We start from the raw sequence: 20366 nt of genomic DNA, 5'->3' as shown, positions 1-20366 counted from the left end.
CCACTCCCGGGTCCCACACATCGCCGGCCGGTACCACCGGTCGAGCGAGTAACGCTGAGTAGCGCTTCTCCGGAAAGCGTTTGGTTCGTTTCCCGCCGGCTAACTCTCCTCTGTGGACCAGTACCCCGACGCGGTTCTGTTCGATCGCGACGGCACGCTCATCGAGGACGTGCCCTACAACGGCGACCCGGCGAAGGTCGAGCCGATGTCCGGCGCGCGCGAAGTCCTGTGCCTGCTCCGGGCGCACGGCGTGCGCACGGGCGTGGTGAGCAACCAGTCCGGTGTCGGACGGGGCCTCATCACCGGCGAGCAGGTCGCCGCGGTCAACGCGCGCGTCGAGGTGCTGCTCGGCCGCTTCGGCACGTGGCAGGTCTGCCCGCACGCACCGGACGACGGGTGCTCGTGCCGCAAACCCTTGCCGGGCATGGTGATCCGGGCCTGTGGAGCGCTGGACGCCCGCCCGGAGCGCACCTACTTCATCGGCGACATCGAGGCGGACGTGAAGGCGGGCCTCGCGGCCGGCGTCACACCGATCATGGTGCCCACCCCCGTGACGCTGGCCGACGAGGTCGACCGCGCGCCGCACACCGCCCGGGACCTTCGCGGCGCGCTGGCGATGATCCTATGAGGACGATCGTGGCCCGGCTCGACAGCGACGGCGACGTGCTGCTCGCGGGGCCGGCGGTCCGGGCCGCCGCGCACGCGGGCGAGGTCGTGCTGCTGTGCGGGCACGCGGGCGCGCAGGCCGCCGAGCTGCTGCCGGGCGTCGACCGGGTCGTGCGCTGGGACTGCCCGTGGATCACCGCCCCCGCGCCCGAGGTGCGCGCGCCGGACATCGAGGGCGTCGTGGCCCTGCTCAAGGGGATCAGGGCCGACGTGGCCCTGATCCTCACCTCGTTCCACCAGAGCCCGCTGCCGCTCGCGCTGCTCCTCAGGCTCGCCGGCGTGCCGAGGATCGTCGCCCGCTCGACCGACTACCCCGGTTCCCTGCTGGACGTCCGGCTGCGCGACGACCCGGACGTCCCCGAGGCCGAACGCGCGCTGGAGGTCGCCCGCGCCGCCGGGTTCGAACTGCCGCCCGGCGACGACGGCCGGCTCGCCGTGACGACCCCGCCCGAGACCCCCGAGGTCGGCCCGTACGTGGTGCTGCACCCCGGCGCGTCCGTGCCCGCCCGCGCCTGGTCGCCCGACCGGTGCGCCCAGGCGGTCGCCGCCCTCGCCGCCGCCGGGCACCGGGTGCTGGTCACCGGCGGCCCCGGCGAGACCGGGCTGACCAGGCACGTCGCCGGCGAGCACGGCGTCGACCTGGGCGGGCGCACGACGTTCGCCGAACTCGCCGGGCTGCTGGCCGGCGCCGACGCCGTCGTGGTCGGCAACACCGGTCCCGCGCACCTGGCCGCCGCCGTCGGCACGCCGGTGGTGTCGCTGTTCTCGCCGGTCGTGCCCGCCGTGCGCTGGGCGCCGCACGGCCCGCACGTCCTGCTGGGCGACCAGCACGCCCCGTGCCGGGGCTCACGCGCTCGCGAGTGCCCGGTCGCCGGGCACCCGTGCCTGGACAGGGTGACGCCCGACCGGGTCGTCGCCGCCGTTTCCGACCTGGTGGGGGTGCGGACGTGAAGATCCTGCTGTGGCACGTGCACGGGTCCTGGACGAACGCGTTCGTCCAGGGCGGGCACGAGTACCTGATAGCCGCCCCGCCCAAGGGCATCGGCCTCGCCGGCCGCGACTGGCCCGCCGCGCGCGAGGTCGACGTCGCGGGCGCGGAGGCCGACGCCGCCGTGATCCAGCGGCCCGAGGAGGTCGGCTGGGTGCCGAGCGGCATCCCGCTCGTCTACCTGGAGCACAACACGCCGAAGCACCCCAACCAGGTGCACCCGCTGAAGGACTGGCCGGGCACGATCGTTCATGTCACGCACTTCAACGACCTCATGTGGGACTGCGGCGACACGCGCACCGTGGTGATCGAGCACGGCGTCGTCGACCCCGGCCACCGCTACACCGGCGACCTGGCCCGCGCGGCCGTCGTGGTCAACGAGCCGGTGCGCCGCGGGCGCGTGGTGGGCACCGACCTGCTGCCGCGGTTCGCCGAGGTCGCGCCGCTGGACGTGTACGGCATGGGCACGGAGAAGCTCGGCGACATGGGTCGCGGCGACCACGACCTCGACTCGCTGCACCGGGAGCTGGCCCGGCGGCGCGCCTACGTCCACCCCGTGCGGTGGACCTCGCTCGGCCTGTCGCTGATCGAGGCCATGCACCTGGGGATGCCGGTGGTGGCGCTGGCCTGCACGGAGGTGGTGCGCGCCGTGCCGCCGGACGCGGGCGTGGTGTCCACGGACGTGGACGAACTCGTGCGAGGCCTGCGGGAGCTGGTCGCGGACCCCGCGCTGGCCGTGCAGCGGGGCAAGCAGGCCAGGGAGTTCGCCCTGGCCCACTACGGGCTCGACGCGTTCCTGCGGGCCTGGGACCGGTTGTTGACAGGAGTGGGCGGATGAGGATCGCGATGGTGTCGGAGCACGCCAACCCCCTGGCCGCCCTGGGCGGTGTCGACGCGGGCGGGCAGAACGTGCACGTCGCCGCGTTGTCGGCGGGCCTGGTCGCGCTCGGGCACGACGTGGAGGTCTACACCCGCCGCGACGACCGGCGGCAGCCCGAGCGGGTGCGCACCGAGCAGGGGTACGACGTGGTGCACGTACCCGCCGGCCCGCCGCGCGCCGTGCCGAAGGACGAGCTGCTGCCGCACATGGGCGAGTTCGCCCGGTTCCTGGGGCAGCGGTGGGCCGCCGGGCGGCCCGACGTCGTGCACGCCCACTTCTGGATGTCCGGCCTGGCCTCGGTGCTCGCCGCGCGCGGGCTCGACGTGCCGGTCGTGCAGACCTACCACGCGCTGGGCACGGTGAAGCGCCGCCACCAGGGCGTCGGCGACACGAGCCCGGCGCAGCGGATCGGCACCGAGCGGATGATCGGCCGCGAGGTCGACCTCATCGCCGCGACCTGCGAGGACGAGGTGGCGGAGCTGGTGCGCATGGGCGTGCACCGGTCGAAGATCACCGTCATCCCGTGCGGGGTGGACCCGGTGCGGTTCCACCCCGAGGGGCCCAAGGCGCCCCGCAACCGGATGCACCGCGTGGTCACCGTCGGCCGGCTCGTGCCGCGCAAGGGCTTCGCCGACCTGATCACCGCGCTGCGCTCGCTGCCCGGCACCGAGCTGGTGGTGGCGGGCGGACCGGCCGACGTCACGTCCGACCCCGAGGCGCGCCGGCTGCTCGCCCACGCCGACCGGATGGGCGTGCGCGACCGGCTGCGGCTGGTCGGCCGGGTGTCGCGCGACGACATGCCCGCGCTGCTGCGCTCGGCCGACGCGGTGGCGTGCGTGCCGTGGTACGAGCCGTTCGGCATCGTGCCGCTGGAGGCCATGGCCTGCGGCGTGCCCGTGGTGGCGACCGCCGTGGGCGGCCTGACCGACACCGTCGTGCACAACGTGACGGGAGTGCTGGTGCCGCCGCGCGAGCCGCTGGCACTGGCCCGCGCGCTGCGCTCGCTGCTGGCCGACCGGGCTCGCCGCGAGGCGTACGGCATCGCGGGCAGCGACCGCGTCGCCGCCCGGTACTGCTGGGACCGCATCTCCGAGAGCGCCGGACGCGTCTACGAGCGGGCGACCGAGGGCCGGACGGGCACGGGCCGGGCAACCACCGGCCGGGCGTCCGCCGGCCGCGCCGTCGTCGTGGGAGGAACCCGATGAGCGTGGAAACGCACCTGGACGGACTCGCCCGGTCGCTGGCCGCGCTGCGCACCCAGGCGCCGAGGCTGACCCGCTGGGGCGGTGTCCTGGCGCGCCGGCTCGGCGACGGCGGGCGCCTGCTCGCCGCGGGCAACGGCGGGTCCGCCGCCGAGGCGCAGCACCTGACCGCCGAACTGGTCGGCCGGTTCCGCGACGACCGGCGGCCGTTCTCCGCCATCGCGCTGTGCGCGGAGACCTCCAGCGTCACCGCGATCGGCAACGACTACGGCTACGACCAGGTGTTCGCCCGGCAGGTCACCGCGCACGCCAGGCCGAACGACGTGGTGGTGCTGCTGTCCACCAGCGGGCGCAGCGCCAACCTGCTGGAGGCCGCCGCGGCGGGTCGGGAGGCGGGCGCCCACGTGTGGGCGATGACGGGGCCCGCGCCGAACCCGCTGGCCGACGCCGTGGACGAGGTGCTGGCGCTGCCCGGCGAGCCGGCGAACGTGCAGGAGGCGCAACTCGTCGCCGTGCACGCGCTGTGCGCGGCGTTCGAGGCCGCGCTGCCCTCCGGCCTGCGGAGCGCGTCGTGAAGCTGGCCGTCGTCGGCGACTGCCTGCTCGACGTGGACCTGGTCGGCACCGCCGAACGGCTCTGCCCGGACGCGCCCGCGCCCGTGCTGGACGTGTCCGACGAGCACGTGCGGCCCGGCGGCGCGGGGCTGGCGGCGGCCCTGGCCGCGCGCGACGGCCTGGACGTGGTGCTGGTCGGCGCGGTCGCCGACGACGCCGACGGGCACCGGTTGCGCGCCGCGCTGACCGACGTGCCCTCGGTGCTCGGCCCGACGGGCGTGGCCACCCCGGTCAAGACGAGGCTGCGCTGCGGCGGGCACTCGATCGCCCGCGTCGACCGGGGCGGCGGCCCAGGCGCGCCCCGCGTCACCGACGAGATGCTGGACGCGGTGCGCTCCGCCGACCTCGTGCTGGTCTCCGACTACGGACGCGGCCTGGTGCGCGACGAGCGGCTGCGCGGCGTGCTGGCGGGCGTGCCCGTGGTGTGGGACCCGCACCCGCGCGGCCCCGAACCGGTGCCCGGCGCGCGGCTCGTGACGCCCAACGCGGCCGAGGCCGCGGGGTTCAGCGGGCACGCCGACGCCGAGGACGCCGCCGCCGCGCTGCGCGGCCGGTGGCGGGCGCGGGCCGTCGTGGTGACGCGCGGCGCGGACGGAGCCCTGCTGCACGGCGGCGGCACCCCGGTGACCGTGCCCGCGCCGCGGGTGGCCGTGGCCGACCCGTGCGGCGCGGGGGACCGGTTCGCGGTGACCGCCGCCGCGCGGCTGATGGCGGGCGCGCCGCTGGACGAGGCGGTGGCGTCCGCGGTGACCGCCGCGGCGGACTTCCTGGCCCGGGGCGGGGCCGCCGGGTTCGCGGCGCGGGCGACCGTCCCGCGGGCGCGGGTCGGCGGCGCGGGGCCGTCGAGCGGCGTGTCCGCGGTGGACGCGGTGCGCGCCCGCGGCGGCGTCGTGGTCGCCACCGGCGGGTGCTTCGACCTGCTGCACGCGGGCCACGTGCGCACCCTGCGCGCCGCCCGGTCGCTGGGCGACTGCCTGGTCGTGTGCCTGAACTCCGACTCGTCGGTGCGCCGCCTCAAGGGCCCGGACCGGCCGGTCACCCTGGAGCAGGACCGGGTCGAGGTGCTGCGCGCGCTGGACTGCGTGGACGACGTGCTGGTGTTCGGGGAGGACACGCCGGAGCGCCTGCTCGCCGAACTCCGGCCGGACGTCTGGGTCAAGGGCGGCGACTACACCGCCGACTCGTTGCCGGAAGCCGACCTGGTGCGCGAGTGGGGCGGGCGCACGGTCGTCGTGCCCTACCACCGGGGTCGGTCGACCACCGAGATGCTGTCGAGGAGGGGCTGAATGCTGGGTCAGGTGCTGGTGACGGGCGGCGCGTCCGGGTTGGGCGCGGCCGTCGTGCACGCGGTGCACGAGTTGGGCGGCACGCCGCTGGTGCTGGACAAGGCCGCGCCGTCGTCGTCCGAGGTCGCCGACTTCGAGTCGGTGGACCTGTCGGACACGCGGGCGGCGGAACGCGCCGTGCGGGCCATCGCCGAGCGCAACGGCGGCCTGCGGGCCGTGGTCACCGCGGCGGGGACCGACGCGTGCGGCAAACTGGAGGACGTGCCCGCGAGCGACTGGGAGCGGGTGGTGATGGTCAACCTGCTCGGCACCGCCGCCGTGGTGCGCGCCGCGCTGCCGCTGCTCGGCGACGGCGGCCGGGTGGTGACCATCGCGTCCACCCTCGGCATCAAGGCGGTCGGCGACGCCACCGCGTACTGCGCCTCCAAGTTCGGCGTCGTCGGGTTCACCCGCGCGCTCGCCGCCGAGACCGCCGGGCGGGTCGGCGTGACGCTGGTGATCCCCGGCGGCATGCGCACGAAGTTCTTCGACGACCGCGAGGAGCAGTACCGGCCGCCGGACGACAGCAAGCTCAACCCGCCCGAGCGGGTGGCCGACGCCATCGTGTTCGCGCTGCGCCAACCCGAGGGCTGCGAGGTCCGCGAACTGGTCGTCGCGCACGCCGAGGAGGGTTCGTGGCCGTAGCGTCCCGGCTGGACACCGGCCGGGCGTTCGCCCGCGTGCTGCTGCCGACGCAGACCGGCGGCGCCATCGTGCGCCGGCCCGCGGCGATGGCGCTCGCGGAGACCGTCCAGGCCGACGCCGGGGCCATCGGCCTCCTGCGGCGGTTCCGGTCCCGCTACGGGCCGGAACCGCTTCGCCTGCGGGTGACCGGGCGCAGCCTCGCGCTGCTGCTCGACCCGGACGACGTGACGCGCCTGCTGGACCGGTCGCCGTCGCCGCTCTCCCCCGCCACGCGGGAGAAGCGGGCGGCGCCGGCGCACTTCCAGCCGCACGGCGTGCTGATCTCGACCGGTGCGGAACGGGCCCGGCTGCGCGCCTTCGACGAGGAGGTGCTGCGGCCCGGGCGCGTCGACGTGCCCGGCATCGTCACCGACGAGGCCGGGCTGCTGCTGCGCCACGTGCACCCCACGGGCGGGCTGACCTGGACGCGTTCGCCAGGGTGTGGTGGCGGATCGTGCTCGGCTCGTTCGCCCGCGAGGACACCGGGCTGACCGACCTGCTCACATCCCCGCGCGGTGACGCGGACTGGGCCTACCCGCACCCCCGGCGCACCCGCCTGCGCGAGCGGTTCGAGCGGCGGCTGCGGGTGCACCTGGAGCGCGGCGAACCCGGCAGCCTCGCGGGCGCCGCGCCCGCCGACGAACTGCCGGGGCAGGTGCCGCACTGGCTGTTCGCGTTCGACGCGGCGGGCACCGTGACCATGCGCGCGCTCGCGGTCGGCGGCTCCGACGCGGCCGGCGTGCAGGAGTCCGCGCGGCTGTGGCCGACCACGCCGATGATCCTGCGCGAGTCGACCGAGCCGACCTCGTGGCACGGCACGTGGCTGCCGGAGCGCACCACGTTCGCCGTGTTCACGCCGTTCTTCCACCGCGACCCCGAGCGCCTGCCGTTCGCCGACCGGTACGCCCCGGGGATCCGGCCCGCGGGCGGACCCGGTCTGGTGCCGTTCAGCGGCGGTCCGGGCGCGTGCCCCGGGCGGGACCTGGTGCTGGTGGCGGCGGGCACGATGCTCGACGCGCTGCGCGAGCACCTGGCCGTGCCCGTGCTCCGCGGGCCGCTGCCCGCGACCCTGGATCACTTCGGATTGTCGTTCACCACCCGTCAGTAGGAGTGGTTAACCTTGTCGGGTGATGGGTACGTGGTCGCCGTGAGTCAGGCAGAGGATTCCCACCAGCGAAGACTCGCCCGCAACCTCAACGAGCTGTTGCAGGAGTTGCGGGTGGCGCAGGCAGGCGTGCAGATCCTGTTCGGGTTCCTGCTGTCCATCGCGTTCACCGACCGGTACGCCCACGCGGACAACTACGTCCGCGTGACTCACCTCGTCACGATCCTGTTCGCCGCCCTGTCGATAGCGCTGCTCACGGCCCCGGCCGCCTGGCACCGCATCCTCTTCCGCCGGGGCAGGCGCGAGGACGTCATCGAGGTCGCGAACCGCTTCGCCATCTGGGGCCTGGCCAACCTGGCGGTCGCCATGACCGGCACCGTGCTGCTGCTCGCCGAGGTCGTCGTCGGCGGCCCGTGGGCGATCGTCCTGGGCGCCTTCGCGGCCCTCCTCTTCGGCACCCTGTGGTTCGCCCTCCCGATCCGGGAGCGCAACCGCGACTCGACCGACGAGGACGACGAGCCCGAGGACGAAGAGGACCGCAGCGAGTGAGTCCCGGTCGCGGGCCCGAGGGGCCCGCGACCGGGACGACGGCCGTCACGGGCGCAGGAGCACCTTGATGGCGTTGTCCTGCTTCTTCTGGAAGATCTCGTACGCGTGCGGCGCCTCCTCCAGCGGCATGTGGTGGGTGGCGAAGGTGTCCACGCCCAGCGGGTCGTCGTCGGTCAGCAGGGGCAGGATCTCCGGCACCCAGCGCCACACGTTGGCCTGGCCCATCCGCAGCTGCACCTGCTTGTCGAACAGGGTCAGCATCGGCAGCGGGTCCGCCATGCCGCCGTACACACCGGACAGCGAGATCGTGCCGCCCCGCCGGACGATCTCGATGGCCAGCCGCAGCGCGTGCAGCCGGTCCACGCCCGCGGTCGTCATGAACCTCGCCGCGATGGCGTCCGGCAGCAGCCCCATCGCCTGGTGGGCGAGCTTCGCCACCGGCGCGCCGTGCGCCTCCATGCCCACCGCGTCGACCACGGCGTCCGGGCCGCGCCCGCCGGTCAGCTCGCGGATGTGGTCGACCAGGTGGCTGTCGCGCACGTTCAGCACGGTCACGCCGTGCGCGCGCGCCCGCTCCATCCGCTCGGGCACCAGGTCGACGCCGATGACGGTGCCGACGCCCCGGTGCTGGGCGATGCGCGTGGCCATGTCGCCGATCGGCCCCAGGCCGAGCACGACCAGCGAGTCCTTCGCGTCCGCGTACTCCACGGCCTGCCACGCGGTGGGCAGCACGTCGGAGAGGTACACGAACCGGTCGTCCGGCGGACCGTCCGGCACCTTGATCGGCAGCGTGTTGCCGAACGGCACCCGCAGGTACTCGGCCTGCCCGCCCGGCACCTGCCCGTACAGCTTGGTGTAGCCGAACAGGGCCGCGCCCGAGCCGTGCTCGCGGACCTGCGTCGTCTCGCACTGCGACTGCAACCCCTGGGCGCACATGAAGCACGTGCCGCACGAGACGTTGAACGGGATCACCACCCGGTCGCCCGGCTTCACCTCGGTCACGTCGGCGCCCACCTGCTCGACCACGCCCATCGGCTCGTGGCCCAGGATGTCGCCGGCGTCGATGAACGGGCCCATCACCTCGTACAGGTGCAGGTCGGAACCGCACAACCCGGTGGAGGTGATCCGCACGATCACGTCGGTGGGGTCCTTCAGGATCGGGTCGGGCACGCTCTCCACGCGCACGTCCCGCTTGCCGTGCCAGGTGACGGCCTTCATGGAAGCTCCTCTCGACCTGATGTGGTCACCCGGAGGCGTTCCCTGCACGGCGTATGGCAAACCCGGACGGGGGTATCCGCGCGGCCATGAACGCACCTCTTCCCCAGGACCGGGCCGGCGCGCCGCTGCGCGCCGTGGTGACCGGCTCCGACTCCGGTATCGGCAAGGCGATCGCGGTGGCCCTCGCGGGCGGCGGCGCGGACGTCGGCATCACGTTCCACGAGGACGCCGAGGGCGCCGAGGACACCGCCGCGCAGGTGCGCGAGCGGGGCGTGCGGGCGGCCGTGCGGCGGCTCGACCTGACCGACCTGCCCACCGCGGCGGCGGTCGTCGACGAGCTGGCCGAGGAGCTGGGCGGCATCGACGTGCTGGTGAACTGCGCCGGCACCGGCAGCTCGCAGAAGGCGCTGGACATGGACTTCGACACGTGGCGCTCGGTGCTGTCGGTCGACCTCGACGGCGCGTTCCTGTGCTCCCGGCGCGCCGCCCGGCGCATGGTCGAGGCCGGTCGGGGCGGCCGGATCATCAACATCACGTCCGTGCACGAGCACCAGCCGAAGGTGGGCGCGGCGCCGTACTGCGCGGCGAAGGCCGGCCTCGGCGCGCTGACGAAGGTGCTGGCGCTGGAGCTGTCCGAGCACGCCATCACGGTGAACTCGGTGGCACCCGGCGAGATCTCCACCCCGATGACCGGCCAGGAGGACGCTGACCCGCGCGAGGAGCCGCGGCCCGGCGTGCCGCTGGGGCGCCCCGGCCACGCGGCGGAGGTCGCGGCGGTGGTGGCCTTCCTGGCCACCCCGGCGGCCGGCTACGTGACCGGGGCGTCGTTCGTGGTGGACGGCGGCATGACGCTGATGGGCCCGCAGGCCAGCCGGCTGCTCGCCGACCACGGGTGGCGCACGCCCTAGGAACGCGCCTTCGCCGTCTTGCGGTCGTTGGCCTTCTGCAGCGCCTCGACCAGCTCCTGCTTGGTCATGGTCGACCGGCCCGGCACGTCCAGCCGCTTGGCCAGCTCGTACAGGTGGGCCTTGCCGGCGTTGGCGTCCACGCCGCCCGCGGTCTTCCCCCGCTTCGGGGTGCCGCGGGCGGCCTGCTCGTCCGAGGGGCCCTTCTCGGCCTTCGGCTCCCAGTGGTCGCCGACCTTCTCGAAGGAGTGCTTGAGCGCGGAGAACGCGGTGCGGTGCGCCCGCTCGCCCTCGCCGTAGGTCTCCACCGCCGAGTCGTGCGCCTTGATCCAGGTCCGCTGCGCCTTCTTCGGCGAGCGGGCGACGGTGCCGGGCAGCTCCCGACGTCCGGGCATGGCTCCTCCTCGCAAGTGGTTTCTCTTGCACCCCACGGGTACCCCGCTCCCATGACGGACATGCGCGTGCCGACCCTCGATGTCCACAGCCCGCTCGACGGCCGGTTGGTCGGCCGCCCGCTCGCCGCGACGGACGAGGACGCCGCCGGGGCCGTGCGCACCGCCCGCGAGGCGCAGCCCGGGTGGGCCGCCACGCCCGCCGCCGACCGGGGCGCCGCGCTCCGGGCCGCCGCGCGCGCCGTGCGGGACGCCGCCGACGACCTGGCCGCCGCCGTGCAGGCCGAGACCGGCCGCCCGTTCGCCTCCGCGCGCGAGGGCGTGCTCGCCGGGGCGTCCACACTGGAGCAGTACGCCGAGCTGGGACCGGTCCACCGGGGACGGTCGCTGCTCGGCGGGCACGACGCCACCGACCTGATGGTGCCCGGACCGCGCGGCGTGGTGGTGGCGCTGACACCGTGGAACGACCCGGTCGCGGTGGCCTGCGGCCTGCTCGGCGCGGCCCTGGTGACCGGCAACGCCGTCGTGCACAAGCCCAGCGAGCGCTGCCCGCACACCGGCGCGCTGCTCGCCGAGCTGATGGTCCAGCACTTCCCGCCCGGCGTGCTGCAGGGCCTCACCGGCGCGGGCGAGCTGGGCGCGGCGCTCGCCGCCTCGCCCGACGTCGACGTCGTCGCCCACGTCGGCGGCACCGCGACCGGCCGGTCCATCGCCGCCGCCTGCGCCGCGACCGGCGCGAAGGCGCTGCTGGAGAACGGCGGCAACGACCCGCTGGTCGTCGACGCGGACGTGGACCCGGCGTGGGCGGCGGCGCAGGCGGCGCTCGGCGGGTTCACCAACGCGGGCCAGCTGTGCACCTCCGTGGAACGCGTGTTCGTGCACCAGGACGTCGCGGAGGCGTTCCTGGAGGCGCTGTGCGACGAGGCCCGTCGCTGGAACGCCGACCCGCAGCCGCTGGTGGACCGCGCGCACCGCGACCACGTGCACGCGCACGTCGCCGAGGCCGTCGCCGACGGCGCGCGACCGCTCGTGGGCGGCGAGGTGCCCGACGGCGACGGCGCGTTCTACCCGGCGACCGTGCTGGCCGGCTGCACGCCCGGCATGCGCGTGATGCGGGAGGAGACGTTCGGGCCGGTGGTCCCGGTGCGCGTGGTGCCGTCGTTCGAGCAGGGCCTCGCGGAGGCGTGCGCGGACGAGCACGGCCTGGCCGCGACCGTGCTGACCGGGTCGATGGCCAACGCGCAGCGGGCGTGGCGGGCGCTGCCCGTGGGCACGGTGAAGGTCAACGCCGTGTTCGGCGGCGCGCCCGGAGGCGCCGCGCAACCCCGCGGCGCCTCCGGCACCGGCTTCGGCTACGGCCCCGAGCTGCTCGACGAGATGACCACGGTCAAGGTCGTGCACCTCGGCCAGGCGCAGCTCAGGGACTAGATCCAGCCCTCGTCCCAGGCCAGCCGGGCCGCCTCGTAGCGGGTGCTCACGCCCAGCTTCGTCATCGCCGACGACAGGTAGTTGCGCACCGTCCCGGACGCCAGGTGCGCCTCGGCGGCGATGGCCGCGACCGTGCCGCCGCCCAGCGCGTGCCGCAGCACGTCCAGCTCGCGCGCGGTGAGCGGGCACGTGCCCTCGGTCAGCGCGGCGGCGGCGATCTCGGAGTCCACGTACCGGCGACCCGCGTGCACGTCCCGCAGGATCGACGCGAGCTGCGCGGCGGGCGTCGTCTTCGGCACGAACCCACGCACACCCGCGCTCAACGCCCGCCGCAGCACACCCGGCCGGGCGTGCCGGGTCACGATCACCACCGCCACGCCGTCCAGCGACCGCACCGCCTCGGCGGCCAGCACCCCGTCCAGGCGGGGCATCTCCAGGTCGAGCACCGCGATGTCCGGCCGGTGCTCGCGCACCGCCGCCACCGCCGCCTCCCCGTCGCTGGCCTGCGCCACGACCGCGATGTCGTCCTCCAGCTCCAGCAGCGCGGCCAGCGCGCCCCGGATCAGGTCCTCGTCGTCGGCGAGCACCACCCGGATCACCGGCCGACCCCCGCTGTGCCGACCAGCTCGAACGCGTCGCCGGCGCTGTCGGCCTCGACCCGACCGCCGACCGCCGCGAACCGCTCCCGCAGGCCCGCCAGCCCGGCGCCCGGCTCGCCCACCTCGTCCGGCCGCACCCCGTCGTTGCGCACCCGCACGCGCGTCCGGCCGTCCTCCACGGTGATCGCCACGTCGCAGCGCCGGGCCCGGCTGTGCCGCAGCACGTTCGTCGTGCCCTCCCGCACCAGCGCGCCGAACAGCGGCTGGAGCGGCGGCGGCACGTCGGCCGCGTTGCCGTCCACGGCCGTCTCGATGCCCGCCGCGCGCAGCACGCCCACCGCGTTCGCGATCTCCAACCCGAGGCTGGCCCGCCGGTAACCCTGCACCACGTCGCGCGTCTCGCGCAGCGCCGTGCGCGCCAGCTCCGCCACCTCGCCCGCGTGCTGCCGCGCAAGGTCGTCGTCGCGGCCGACGAGCCGCTGCGCCAGCTCGCCCTTCAGCGCGATGGCCTGGAGGTGGTGGCCCTGGATGTCGTGCAGGTCGGCGGCGAACCGCAGCCGCTCCTCGGCCACCGCCAGCGCCTCGGCCGTCCGCCTCGCCTGCTCCAGCTGCTGCGCCAGGTCCCAGACCCACAGCTGCGCCAGGTCCGCGAACACCAGCGTCACGATCATGACGACGGCCAGCACCACCGCCGGCGTGCGGTCCTCGCCGCCGAGCACCGCGCCCGCGACGATCGTGGCGACGCCCGCCAGGACCACGACCGGCCACCGGGTCCGCGCCGGCAGCGTCGCCGCGACGTGCGCGATCACCAGGCCGGGCAGCATGGCCCAGCCGATGAGGAACCCGCCGCTGCTCGCCATCACCGACCACGCCGCCAGCGCCACCGCGAACGTCGCCGTGTGCTCCCACAGCCGCGGCTCGCCACGGCCCAGGCCGCTCATCGCCTGGTGCAGGTAGCGGGTGTGCTGCACCACGACGATCACCACGGCCAGCGCCAGCAGCAGGGACTTGACCAGGCCGTGGCGCCCCTGGAGGAGGTCCAGGCCGGTGCCGAGGGCGACGAGCACGCCGCCCGCCACCACCGAGTACCACGTGTAGCGCCGCAGGCGGCGCAGAGCAGTCACGGTGCGAATGTACGAGCCGCCGCACACGGCTGTCTGCTGACATCTGTCACAGGGGTCCGTGCGCCGCGGCACTACTGGCCGGCGGCGACGCCGACGAGCATGGTCGCCATGAGGAACACCGTGATCGACGTGACCGGCCTGCGGTGCCGCTACGGCGACTTCGAAGCCGTCCGGGGGGTCGACTTCGAGGTCGTCCAGGGCGAGCTGTTCGCGCTCCTCGGCACCAACGGGGCGGGCAAGACCACGACCATGGAGGCGCTGGAAGGGCTGCGCGCGCCGTCGGCGGGCACCGTGCGGGTGCTCGGCGGCGACCCGGTCCGCGACCGCGCGGCGCTGCGGCGGCGCACCGGGATCATGCTCCAGGACAGCGGCTTCCCGGCCGACCTGACCCCGGCCGAGCTGGTGGCGATGTGGGGTGCGGTGAGCGGTCGCCGGGCGGGGGAGGACGTGCTGGAGCGCCTCGACCTGGCGCACCGGCGCGACGTGCGGGTCAAGCAGCTCTCCGGCGGCGAGCGCCGCAGGCTCGACCTGGCCCTCGCCGTCCTCGGCCGGCCGGAGCTGCTGTTCCTCGACGAGCCCACCACGGGCCTGGACCCGGAGTCGCGCCGGCGCACGTGGGACGTGGTGCGCGGGCTGCTCGCCGACGGCACGACGGTCGTGCTGACCACCCACTACCTGGAAGAGGCCGAGACCCTCGCGCACCGGCTGGCGATCATGCACGAGGGCGTGGTAGCGGTGTCCGGCACGGTCGAGGAGGTGTTGGCCGCGCACCCGGCGCGGATCGCGTTCGACCTGCCCGGCGACCTCGACGTGGACGTCCTGCCGATGCTGGCGGGCGACGTGCTGCACCGGCCGTCCGGGCGGGTCGAGGTGCGCACCCCGGAACTCCAGGACGACCTGGCCGCGCTGCTGGCGTGGGCGACGTCGACCGGCCTCCGCCTGGGCCGCATCCGCGCCCACCACGCGTCCCTCGAGGACGTCTTCCACACCGCCCGCACGACCGCAGGAGCCTCGGCATGACCCCCACCGCGACCTCCCCGCCGGCCACGATCACCCCGCTCGGCACGATCACCGCACTGGGCGTGGCCGAGCTGAAGCTGCTGCTGCGCAACCGCACCGCCGCCACCCTGGCGTTCCTGCTCCCCCTGGCCGGCGGCGTCTACTTCGCCCTGGTGCTCCCCGGCGACGGCGGCTGGGCGGCGGCCATCACGTTCCAGCTGCTGTTCACCCTCGGGTTCACCGTCTACCTCACGGCGACCACTGCCCTGACCGCCCGCCGACAGGACCTGTACCTCAAGCGGCTGCGCACCGGCGCCGCGTCCGACGCCGTCGTGCTCACCGGGCTCCTGCTGCCGGTCGTCCTGCTGGCCGTGGCGCAGACCGCCCTGCTGCTGGGCATCAGCTTCGCGGCGGGCGCGCCGTGGCCCGAGCGCCCCGGCCTGTTCCTGCTCGCGGTCGGCGGCGGCGCGGCGATGTCGTGCGTGGCCGGCGTGCTGACCAGCGGCGTGACGTCCACGGCGGAGATGGCCCAGCTCACCACGGGCCCCTACTTCATCGCCCTGGTGTTCGGCAGCATGGTCGCCACGGCGGGCGAGGTGGACGACTGGGTCGCCTTCGTGCCGGGCGGGGCCATCGGCCTCCTGGTCCGCGCGGCCTGGGGAGGCCCGACCACGCAGGTCACCCTCGCCGTCCTCTCCCTGGCCCTCTGGACGGCCGCCGCCTACGCCGCCTCGACCCGCCTCTTCCGCTGGGACCCCCGCACCTGACCCCGAACACCCCCGACCCGGCGAGTCGTAAGCCCGAGCCGGGTGAGTCGTACGTTCGGGACCCCTGTGTTCCTCACTCGCCAGTAAAGAACTCAACAGGTTTGAACGTACGACTCGCCAGGCCTCGACGTACGACTCGCCCGGCTCGGGCTTACGACTCGCCGGGTCAGGGGGTGGGGCGGCCCAGGGGGACCAGGTGGAAGCCCGCTTCGGTCACCTTGGCGGGCGGGAGGAGGTTGCGGGTGTCCACGACGGACCTCCCGGTCATGGCGTCCGCCATGACCTCCCAGTCCAGGTCGGCGAACTCCGGCCACTCGGTCAGGATGACCAGGCCGTCGGCGTCCCGGGCGGCCGCCTCGGCCGAGGGCAGCACGCGCACCGGGCCGCAGTCCGCCGACACGCACGGGTCGTAGCCCGTGAGGACGGCCCCCTCCGCGGCGAGGAGGGTGGCGGTGGCCAGGGCGGGGGAGTCGCGCAGGTCGTCCGTGCCCGCCTTGAACGTCAGGCCGAGGAGGGCCAACCTGGCGCCGCGCAGCGGACCGACCGCGTCGCGCACCAGCCCGACCACGCGGTGCGCCTGGGCGTGGTTGGTGTCGATGGTGGCGCGCAGCAGGGGGAAGTCGACGTCCAGCGACTCCGCGGTGGACAGCAGGGCACGGGTGTCCTTCGGGAAGCACGAACCGCCCCAGCCCGGACCGGGGGACAGGAACGCGCCGCCGATCCGGTCGTCGAGCGACATGCCCTCGGTCACGTCGGAGACGTCCGCGCCGACGCGTTCGCACAGCTCGGCCAGGCTGTTCACGTACGACAGCTTCATCGCCAGGAAGCAGTTGCTGGCGTACTTCACCAGCTCGGCGCTCGCGCTGTCGGTCACGATCGCCGGCGCACCGGTCCCCGCGTACAGCTCGGCCACCCGCACCGCCGCCTCGCGCCCCGCCGCCCCGCGCGGACCCGGCGCGCCGACCACGACCCGCTGCGGGCGCAGGAAGTCGTCCACGGCGTGCCCCTCGCGCAGGAACTCCGGGTTGGCCACCACTGGCCGGTCGATCACCGCCGCCACCCGCCCGGTGGTCCCGGCGGGCACGGTCGACTTGATCACGATCACGCAGTCGGGCCCGACGACGCCGCGCGCCTCGTCGAGGACGGCGTCCACGAACGTCAGGTCGGCCGCCCCGTCCGGCCCGGTGGGCGTGGGCACGCACACGAACACGAAGTCCACGTCGGCCAGCGCGGCCCGGTTGCCGAGCACGAACCGCAGCCGCCCCGAGCCCAGCCCCTCGGCGACCAGCTCGGCCAACCGGGGCTCGTGCGCGCCGACCGTGGCCCGCGACAACGCCGACACCTTCGCCTCGTCCACGTCGGCGCACACCACGGTGTGCCCGAGCCGGGCGAAGCAGGTCGCCGTGGTCAACCCGACATAGCCCGCGCCGATGACTCCGATCCTGGCCACGGTCCACCTCCCAGCAGTGCGTGTGCGGCGGACAGGACGTCTCCCACGCCGATCTTCAGCAGCCCGGGGTCGGGCCGGTCGGCGAACGTGTCACCGGTCGTGCCGCGCCACAGCACGCGGTGCGGCCCCGACCGCGGCCCCCACAGGGCGGGCGGCACGGGTCCGAACAGCACGACCGACGGCGTGCGGTAGGCGGTGGCGACGTGCGCCACGCCCGTGTCGCCGCACACCACGAGCTTCGCGCCCGCCACGAGGTCCAGCAGGCCGCCGAGGTCGCCGATCCGGCTGTGCCCCCGGCCCACCGCCCGCACCAGGGCGGCCTCGGCCGGACTGCCGGTCACCACGACGCCCGGCCCCAGCTCCCGGACGACGGCCGCGTACCGGGCGGCGGGCCACCGGCGCGACCCGTGCGACGCGCCGGGGTGCACGACGATCGCCCCGTTGCGCGGGCGCGGGGGCAGGTGCAGGTCGTCGGGGTCGCACGGGATGTCGAACTGGGCGAGCAGCCGGCACCACCGCACCACCTCGTGCTGCCGCTCGGCCCACGGCACGTGCGCGCCGTGCGTGATGAGCCGCTCGGGGCGGGTCGCGCGCAGCAGCTCCGTGCTCTGCGGCCCGCGCCCGTGCAGGTTCACGGCCAGGTCGGGCGACTCGTAGTCGATCGGCACGAGCCCCTCGGTCGGCAGCAGCGCGTCGACCGCGTCGATCCGGGCCACGGCCTCCGCGAGCCACCCCGGCGCGGCCAGCGTGATCTCCGCGTCGGGGTGCGCCCGCCGCAGCCCGCGCAGCGCCGGCACGGCCGTCAGCAGGTCGCCGAGGCCGAGGGCGCGCAGCACGAGGATCCTCACCGCGACACCGCCTTGGACCGGGCGACGGCCGCCAGTGGGTCCGGCCGCACGGGTGCGGCGCCGCGGTGCCGCACCTCGCCCCGCACCCGGTGCAGGCAGGCGGCGGGCGGGATGGCCGCGCTCGTCACGACCATCCGGGCCACCTCGTCGGCGGTGCGCGGACCGGGCGCGATGCGCTCGACGGCGAACTTCGCGGTCAGCCCCGCCCACGCCGTGCCCAGCACGGCGGCGACCACGCGCTTCCCGAGCAGCCCGCACAGGACGGCCAGCAGCCCCGCGCCGGTGGTCACCGCGTGTCGGCGCAGCAGCCCGGGCGCACCGCCGATGCCCTCCCGCCAGCCGGGGCCGAGCAGCCGCCGCATCAGGGCGTCGTCGGCGTTGCCGCGCTGCTGGCGCAGGCTGGCCAGGAAGTCCGACTCGCGCACCGGGTGCACGGTGACCCGCTCGCCGGTGACGATCCGGTAGCCGTGCCGCTGCACGCGCAGCGCCAGTTCGGCGTCCTCCCGGTAGGCGCGCGGGAACCGCTCGTCGAAGCCGCCCGCGTGGGTGAGCGCCGCCCTCCGGTAGGCCATGTCCGCGGTGATCCAGCGCGCCGTGGCCAGCCCGGCCGTGCCGCGCTCCCAGTCGGTGGGCCTGCGGTCCTCGGGCAGCGGCACGCTGATCCGCGCCTGCGACGCCCCTACGTCGAGCCCCAGGTCCTCCAGGTCGGCGACCAGGCGGGCCTTCCAGTCGCGGGCGGGCAGCACGTCGTCGTCCAGGAACGCCACCCACTCGCAGCACGCGGCGCGCCAGCCGGCGTTGCGGGCGGCGGCCGGGCCGCGTCCGCCGGTGCGCAGCAGCCGGGCGCCGTGCGTGGGCGGCAGCGGACCCGGTTCGGGCCGGTCGTCCACCACGATCACCTCGCGCGGCGGCGGGCCCGAGCCGTGCTCCAGCGCGTCCAGCACCCTGGTCAGGCTCGCCCGGCCCATCGTCGGGATGACGACCGCGTAGTCGACGCTCATCGCCGCACCACGAACGGTCCGATGGCCAGCAGGTCGACCGGCGCCGAACCGAAGCACTCCAGCGCGTCGCGCGGGTCGTCGACCATCGGCCGCCCCGCCGTGTTCAGGCTGGTGTTCACCACCACGGGCACGCCGGTGCGCCGGTCGAACTCGGTGAGCACGCGCGCCATCAGCGGCTCGGTCGCCGGGTCCACGGTCTGCACGCGCGCCGTGCCGTCCACGTGCACCACGGCCGGGATGCGGTGCTTCCACTCCTCCGCCACGTCGTGCACGAACAACATGTAGGGGCTGGGGAACGGCCCGCGCGAGAACAGCTCCTCCGCCCGGTCGGCGAGCACCATCGGCGCGATGGGCCGGAACTGCTCGCGGCCCTTGACCTCGTTGAGGCGGGCCAGGTTCTCGGCCCGGCCGGGGTGCGCGAGCAGCGACCGGCGGCCCAGCGCGCGCGGCCCGTACTCGCTGCGCCCCTGGAACCAGGCGACCACCTGGTCGTCGGCCAGCGCCTCGGCCGCGGCGACCGCCACGTCCTCCGGCTCCTCGTAGGTGATCTTGGCGTTGTCCAGGTACTCGCGGATCTCGTCGTCGGTCCACGACCGGCCCAGGTCCGCGCCGGGCATCGGGGCGGCCGGCTCGCCGGAGTCGGCCGCGACCGACAGGGCCGCGCCCAGCGCCGTGCCCGAGTCGCCCGCCGCGGGCTGCACCCACACCTCGTCGAACGGCCCCTCGGCGAAGATGCGGGTGTTGGCCACGCAGTTCAGCGCCACGCCGCCCGCCATCGCCAGCCGCTTCTGCCCGGTGCGCTCGTGCAGCCAGCGCACCAGGTCGAGCAGCACCTCCTCGACCCGCACCTGCACGCTGGCCGCCAGCTCGGCGTGCTCGCGGGTCATCTCCTCGTGCGGCTCGCGCTTCTTGGCCAGCGTGGACCAGTTCAGCGGCATCACCGCGAACCCGCCGTCGTCCGTGGCGTACACGTGCTCGCGCAGCAGGTCGAGGTGCGCGGGCTTGGCGTAGGAGGCCAGCGCCATCACCTTGTACTCGTCGCTGGAGCGCAGGAACCCCAGGTGTTCGGTCAGGTCCTCGTAGAACAGGCCCAGCGAGTGCGGCAGGTGCTGGGCGGCCAGCGTCTCCAACCGGTGCTCCCGGTAGCTGCCCGCCAGGTGCGAGCGGCACTCGCCGCGACCGTCGTTGACCAGCACCGCGCAGTCGCCCGCGAACGGCGCGGCCAGCGCCGCCGACGCGGCGTGCGCCACGTGGTGCGGCACGAACCGCACGATCGCCGGGTCCAGGCCGGGCAGCGCGGTGGCCAGGAAGCGCGGCGCGCGGCGGGCGTACTCGGTGCGCAGGTCCTCCCACGGCACGTCGCTCGGCTCCACCAGGTCCGGGTCGTACGAGTACGCCACCGCGTCCAGGTCCGCCGGCGTGAGGCCGGCGCGCTCCAGGCACCAGCGGGCGGCCTGTTCGGGCTGCTCCCAGGCGGAGAACGGCACGGGCCGCTTGCCGTGCTTCCGCCGTGAGAACCGCTCCTCCTCCGCGGCGGCGACCACCTTCCCGTCGACCACGAGGGCCGCGGCGGGGTCGTGGAAGACCGCGTTGATGCCGAGCACGCGCACGGAGTTCCCCTT

22 protein-coding genes are annotated in these 20366 nt (G+C 75.4%); 14 read left to right on the top strand and 8 right to left on the bottom strand.

The window, feature by feature from the left end; all coding sequences use genetic code 11:
• Positions 1–112: 112 nt before the first annotated feature.
• From CKY47_RS09590 to CKY47_RS09545, 10 genes are read left to right on the top strand one after another with little or no spacing between them, the layout of a single operon-like run.
• Positions 113–628, top strand: coding sequence for a D-glycero-alpha-D-manno-heptose-1,7-bisphosphate 7-phosphatase (locus CKY47_RS09590; RefSeq protein ID WP_306745330.1), 516 nt, complete (start codon positions 113–115; stop codon positions 626–628).
• Positions 625–1617 carry a glycosyltransferase family 9 protein gene (locus CKY47_RS09585; protein ID WP_306745329.1) on the top strand — a complete coding sequence of 331 codons (993 nt, stop codon included), beginning with the start codon at positions 625–627 and terminating at the stop codon, positions 1615–1617. Before CKY47_RS09590 ends, CKY47_RS09585 begins: the two co-directional genes overlap by 4 nt.
• Positions 1614–2492 (top strand): glycosyltransferase, encoded by an 879-nt coding sequence (locus CKY47_RS09580; protein WP_306745328.1) that lies wholly within the window; start codon positions 1614–1616, stop codon positions 2490–2492. Before CKY47_RS09585 ends, CKY47_RS09580 begins: the two co-directional genes overlap by 4 nt.
• A complete protein-coding gene (locus CKY47_RS09575; protein ID WP_306745327.1) occupies positions 2489–3739 on the top strand; it encodes a glycosyltransferase in 1251 nt (416 codons plus the stop codon). The genes CKY47_RS09580 and CKY47_RS09575 overlap by 4 nt, the downstream gene beginning before the upstream one ends.
• Entirely contained in the window at positions 3736–4311 is a 576-nt protein-coding gene (locus CKY47_RS09570; protein ID WP_306745326.1) for a D-sedoheptulose-7-phosphate isomerase, read from the top strand. The genes CKY47_RS09575 and CKY47_RS09570 overlap by 4 nt, the downstream gene beginning before the upstream one ends.
• Positions 4308–5636: a D-glycero-beta-D-manno-heptose 1-phosphate adenylyltransferase gene (rfaE2, locus tag CKY47_RS09565; protein ID WP_306745325.1), complete on the top strand. Its 1329-nt coding sequence runs from the start codon at positions 4308–4310 to the stop codon at positions 5634–5636. Before CKY47_RS09570 ends, rfaE2 begins: the two co-directional genes overlap by 4 nt.
• Positions 5637–6320, top strand: a complete 684-nt coding sequence (locus tag CKY47_RS09560) for an SDR family oxidoreductase (protein ID WP_306745324.1) — start codon at positions 5637–5639, stop codon at positions 6318–6320.
• Positions 6311–6850, top strand: a complete 540-nt coding sequence (locus tag CKY47_RS09555; RefSeq protein WP_306745323.1) for a cytochrome P450 family protein — start codon at positions 6311–6313, stop codon at positions 6848–6850. The genes CKY47_RS09560 and CKY47_RS09555 overlap by 10 nt, the downstream gene beginning before the upstream one ends.
• The gene (locus CKY47_RS09550) at positions 6814–7467 is read left to right on the top strand and encodes a cytochrome P450 (RefSeq protein WP_306745322.1); all 654 of its coding nucleotides are present in this window, start codon (positions 6814–6816) and stop codon (positions 7465–7467) included. Before CKY47_RS09555 ends, CKY47_RS09550 begins: the two co-directional genes overlap by 37 nt.
• Positions 7468–7506: 39 nt before the next feature.
• Complete coding sequence (locus tag CKY47_RS09545; protein ID WP_306745321.1) at positions 7507–8013, top strand: DUF6328 family protein; 507 nt, start codon at positions 7507–7509, stop codon at positions 8011–8013.
• A gap of 45 nt (positions 8014–8058) precedes the next feature.
• Here CKY47_RS09545 and CKY47_RS09540 read toward each other — a convergent pair whose 3' ends face one another.
• The gene (locus tag CKY47_RS09540; protein ID WP_306745320.1) at positions 8059–9231 is read right to left on the bottom strand and encodes a zinc-dependent alcohol dehydrogenase; all 1173 of its coding nucleotides are present in this window, start codon (positions 9229–9231) and stop codon (positions 8059–8061) included.
• A gap of 86 nt (positions 9232–9317) precedes the next feature.
• On the opposite strand from CKY47_RS09540, the gene CKY47_RS09535 reads away from it, so the two are divergent.
• The gene (locus CKY47_RS09535; protein ID WP_306745319.1) at positions 9318–10139 is read left to right on the top strand and encodes an SDR family oxidoreductase; all 822 of its coding nucleotides are present in this window, start codon (positions 9318–9320) and stop codon (positions 10137–10139) included.
• Here CKY47_RS09535 and CKY47_RS09530 read toward each other — a convergent pair.
• Positions 10136–10531: a ChaB family protein gene (locus tag CKY47_RS09530; protein ID WP_306745318.1), complete on the bottom strand. Its 396-nt coding sequence runs from the start codon at positions 10529–10531 to the stop codon at positions 10136–10138. The two genes, CKY47_RS09535 and CKY47_RS09530, sit on opposite strands and share 4 nt — an antisense overlap.
• Before the next feature lie 60 nt (positions 10532–10591).
• On the opposite strand from CKY47_RS09530, the gene CKY47_RS09525 reads away from it, so the two are divergent.
• Positions 10592–11956: an aldehyde dehydrogenase family protein gene (locus CKY47_RS09525; protein ID WP_371320650.1), complete on the top strand. Its 1365-nt coding sequence runs from the start codon at positions 10592–10594 to the stop codon at positions 11954–11956.
• On the opposite strand, the gene CKY47_RS09520 is transcribed toward CKY47_RS09525, so the two are convergent.
• Both CKY47_RS09520 and CKY47_RS09515 read right to left on the bottom strand, forming a co-directional pair.
• On the bottom strand, positions 11953–12555 hold the full coding sequence (locus CKY47_RS09520; RefSeq protein ID WP_306745316.1) for a response regulator transcription factor: 603 nt from the start codon (positions 12553–12555) through the stop codon (positions 11953–11955). The genes CKY47_RS09525 and CKY47_RS09520 overlap by 4 nt on opposite strands.
• Positions 12552–13679, bottom strand: coding sequence for a sensor histidine kinase (locus CKY47_RS09515; RefSeq protein ID WP_306745315.1), 1128 nt, complete (start codon positions 13677–13679; stop codon positions 12552–12554). The genes CKY47_RS09520 and CKY47_RS09515 overlap by 4 nt, the downstream gene beginning before the upstream one ends.
• A gap of 108 nt (positions 13680–13787) precedes the next feature.
• Here CKY47_RS09515 and CKY47_RS09510 point away from each other — a divergent pair, with 108 nt between their 5' ends.
• Both CKY47_RS09510 and CKY47_RS09505 read left to right on the top strand, forming a co-directional pair.
• On the top strand, positions 13788–14699 hold the full coding sequence (locus CKY47_RS09510) for an ABC transporter ATP-binding protein (protein ID WP_306745314.1): 912 nt from the start codon (positions 13788–13790) through the stop codon (positions 14697–14699).
• Positions 14696–15445 (top strand): ABC transporter permease, encoded by a 750-nt coding sequence (locus CKY47_RS09505; RefSeq protein WP_306745313.1) that lies wholly within the window; start codon positions 14696–14698, stop codon positions 15443–15445. The genes CKY47_RS09510 and CKY47_RS09505 overlap by 4 nt, the downstream gene beginning before the upstream one ends.
• A gap of 166 nt (positions 15446–15611) precedes the next feature.
• Here the strand turns inward: CKY47_RS09505 and CKY47_RS09500 are convergent, their stop codons facing one another.
• The 4 genes from CKY47_RS09500 to CKY47_RS09485 are packed head-to-tail and all read right to left on the bottom strand — an operon-like array spanning position 15612 to position 20354.
• Positions 15612–16895, bottom strand: a complete 1284-nt coding sequence (locus CKY47_RS09500; RefSeq protein ID WP_306745312.1) for a UDP-glucose dehydrogenase family protein — start codon at positions 16893–16895, stop codon at positions 15612–15614.
• Positions 16853–17743, bottom strand: coding sequence for a glycosyltransferase family 9 protein (locus tag CKY47_RS09495; protein ID WP_306745311.1), 891 nt, complete (start codon positions 17741–17743; stop codon positions 16853–16855). Before CKY47_RS09495 ends, CKY47_RS09500 begins: the two co-directional genes overlap by 43 nt.
• Positions 17740–18744 (bottom strand): glycosyltransferase family 2 protein, encoded by a 1005-nt coding sequence (locus CKY47_RS09490; RefSeq protein WP_306745310.1) that lies wholly within the window; start codon positions 18742–18744, stop codon positions 17740–17742. The genes CKY47_RS09495 and CKY47_RS09490 overlap by 4 nt, the downstream gene beginning before the upstream one ends.
• Positions 18741–20354 carry a carbamoyltransferase family protein gene (locus CKY47_RS09485; RefSeq protein ID WP_306745309.1) on the bottom strand — a complete coding sequence of 538 codons (1614 nt, stop codon included), beginning with the start codon at positions 20352–20354 and terminating at the stop codon, positions 18741–18743. Before CKY47_RS09485 ends, CKY47_RS09490 begins: the two co-directional genes overlap by 4 nt.
• Positions 20355–20366: the final 12 nt, after the last annotated feature.

Origin of the sequence: Saccharothrix longispora (genome assembly GCF_030852425.1) — a bacterium.
GTDB classification, from domain to species: domain Bacteria; phylum Actinomycetota; class Actinomycetes; order Mycobacteriales; family Pseudonocardiaceae; genus Actinosynnema; species Actinosynnema longispora.
Note: the sequence above shows the minus strand (reverse complement) of the source record. Positions and strands in the feature narration are given on the sequence as shown.

Coding starts and splice junctions, on each gene's coding strand:
- CKY47_RS09530 (WP_306745318.1), bottom strand. CDS start 10,531: ATGCCCGGACGTCGGGAGCTGCCCGGCACCGTCGCCCGCTCGCCGAAG.
- CKY47_RS09535 (WP_306745319.1), top strand. CDS start 9,318: ATGAACGCACCTCTTCCCCAGGACCGGGCCGGCGCGCCGCTGCGCGCC.
- CKY47_RS09585 (WP_306745329.1), top strand. CDS start 625: ATGAGGACGATCGTGGCCCGGCTCGACAGCGACGGCGACGTGCTGCTC.
- CKY47_RS09505 (WP_306745313.1), top strand. CDS start 14,696: ATGACCCCCACCGCGACCTCCCCGCCGGCCACGATCACCCCGCTCGGC.
- CKY47_RS09510 (WP_306745314.1), top strand. CDS start 13,788: ATGAGGAACACCGTGATCGACGTGACCGGCCTGCGGTGCCGCTACGGC.
- CKY47_RS09575 (WP_306745327.1), top strand. CDS start 2,489: ATGAGGATCGCGATGGTGTCGGAGCACGCCAACCCCCTGGCCGCCCTG.
- CKY47_RS09490 (WP_306745310.1), bottom strand. CDS start 18,744: ATGAGCGTCGACTACGCGGTCGTCATCCCGACGATGGGCCGGGCGAGC.
- CKY47_RS09525 (WP_371320650.1), top strand. CDS start 10,592: ATGCGCGTGCCGACCCTCGATGTCCACAGCCCGCTCGACGGCCGGTTG.
- CKY47_RS09540 (WP_306745320.1), bottom strand. CDS start 9,231: ATGAAGGCCGTCACCTGGCACGGCAAGCGGGACGTGCGCGTGGAGAGC.
- CKY47_RS09560 (WP_306745324.1), top strand. CDS start 5,637: ATGCTGGGTCAGGTGCTGGTGACGGGCGGCGCGTCCGGGTTGGGCGCG.
- CKY47_RS09570 (WP_306745326.1), top strand. CDS start 3,736: ATGAGCGTGGAAACGCACCTGGACGGACTCGCCCGGTCGCTGGCCGCG.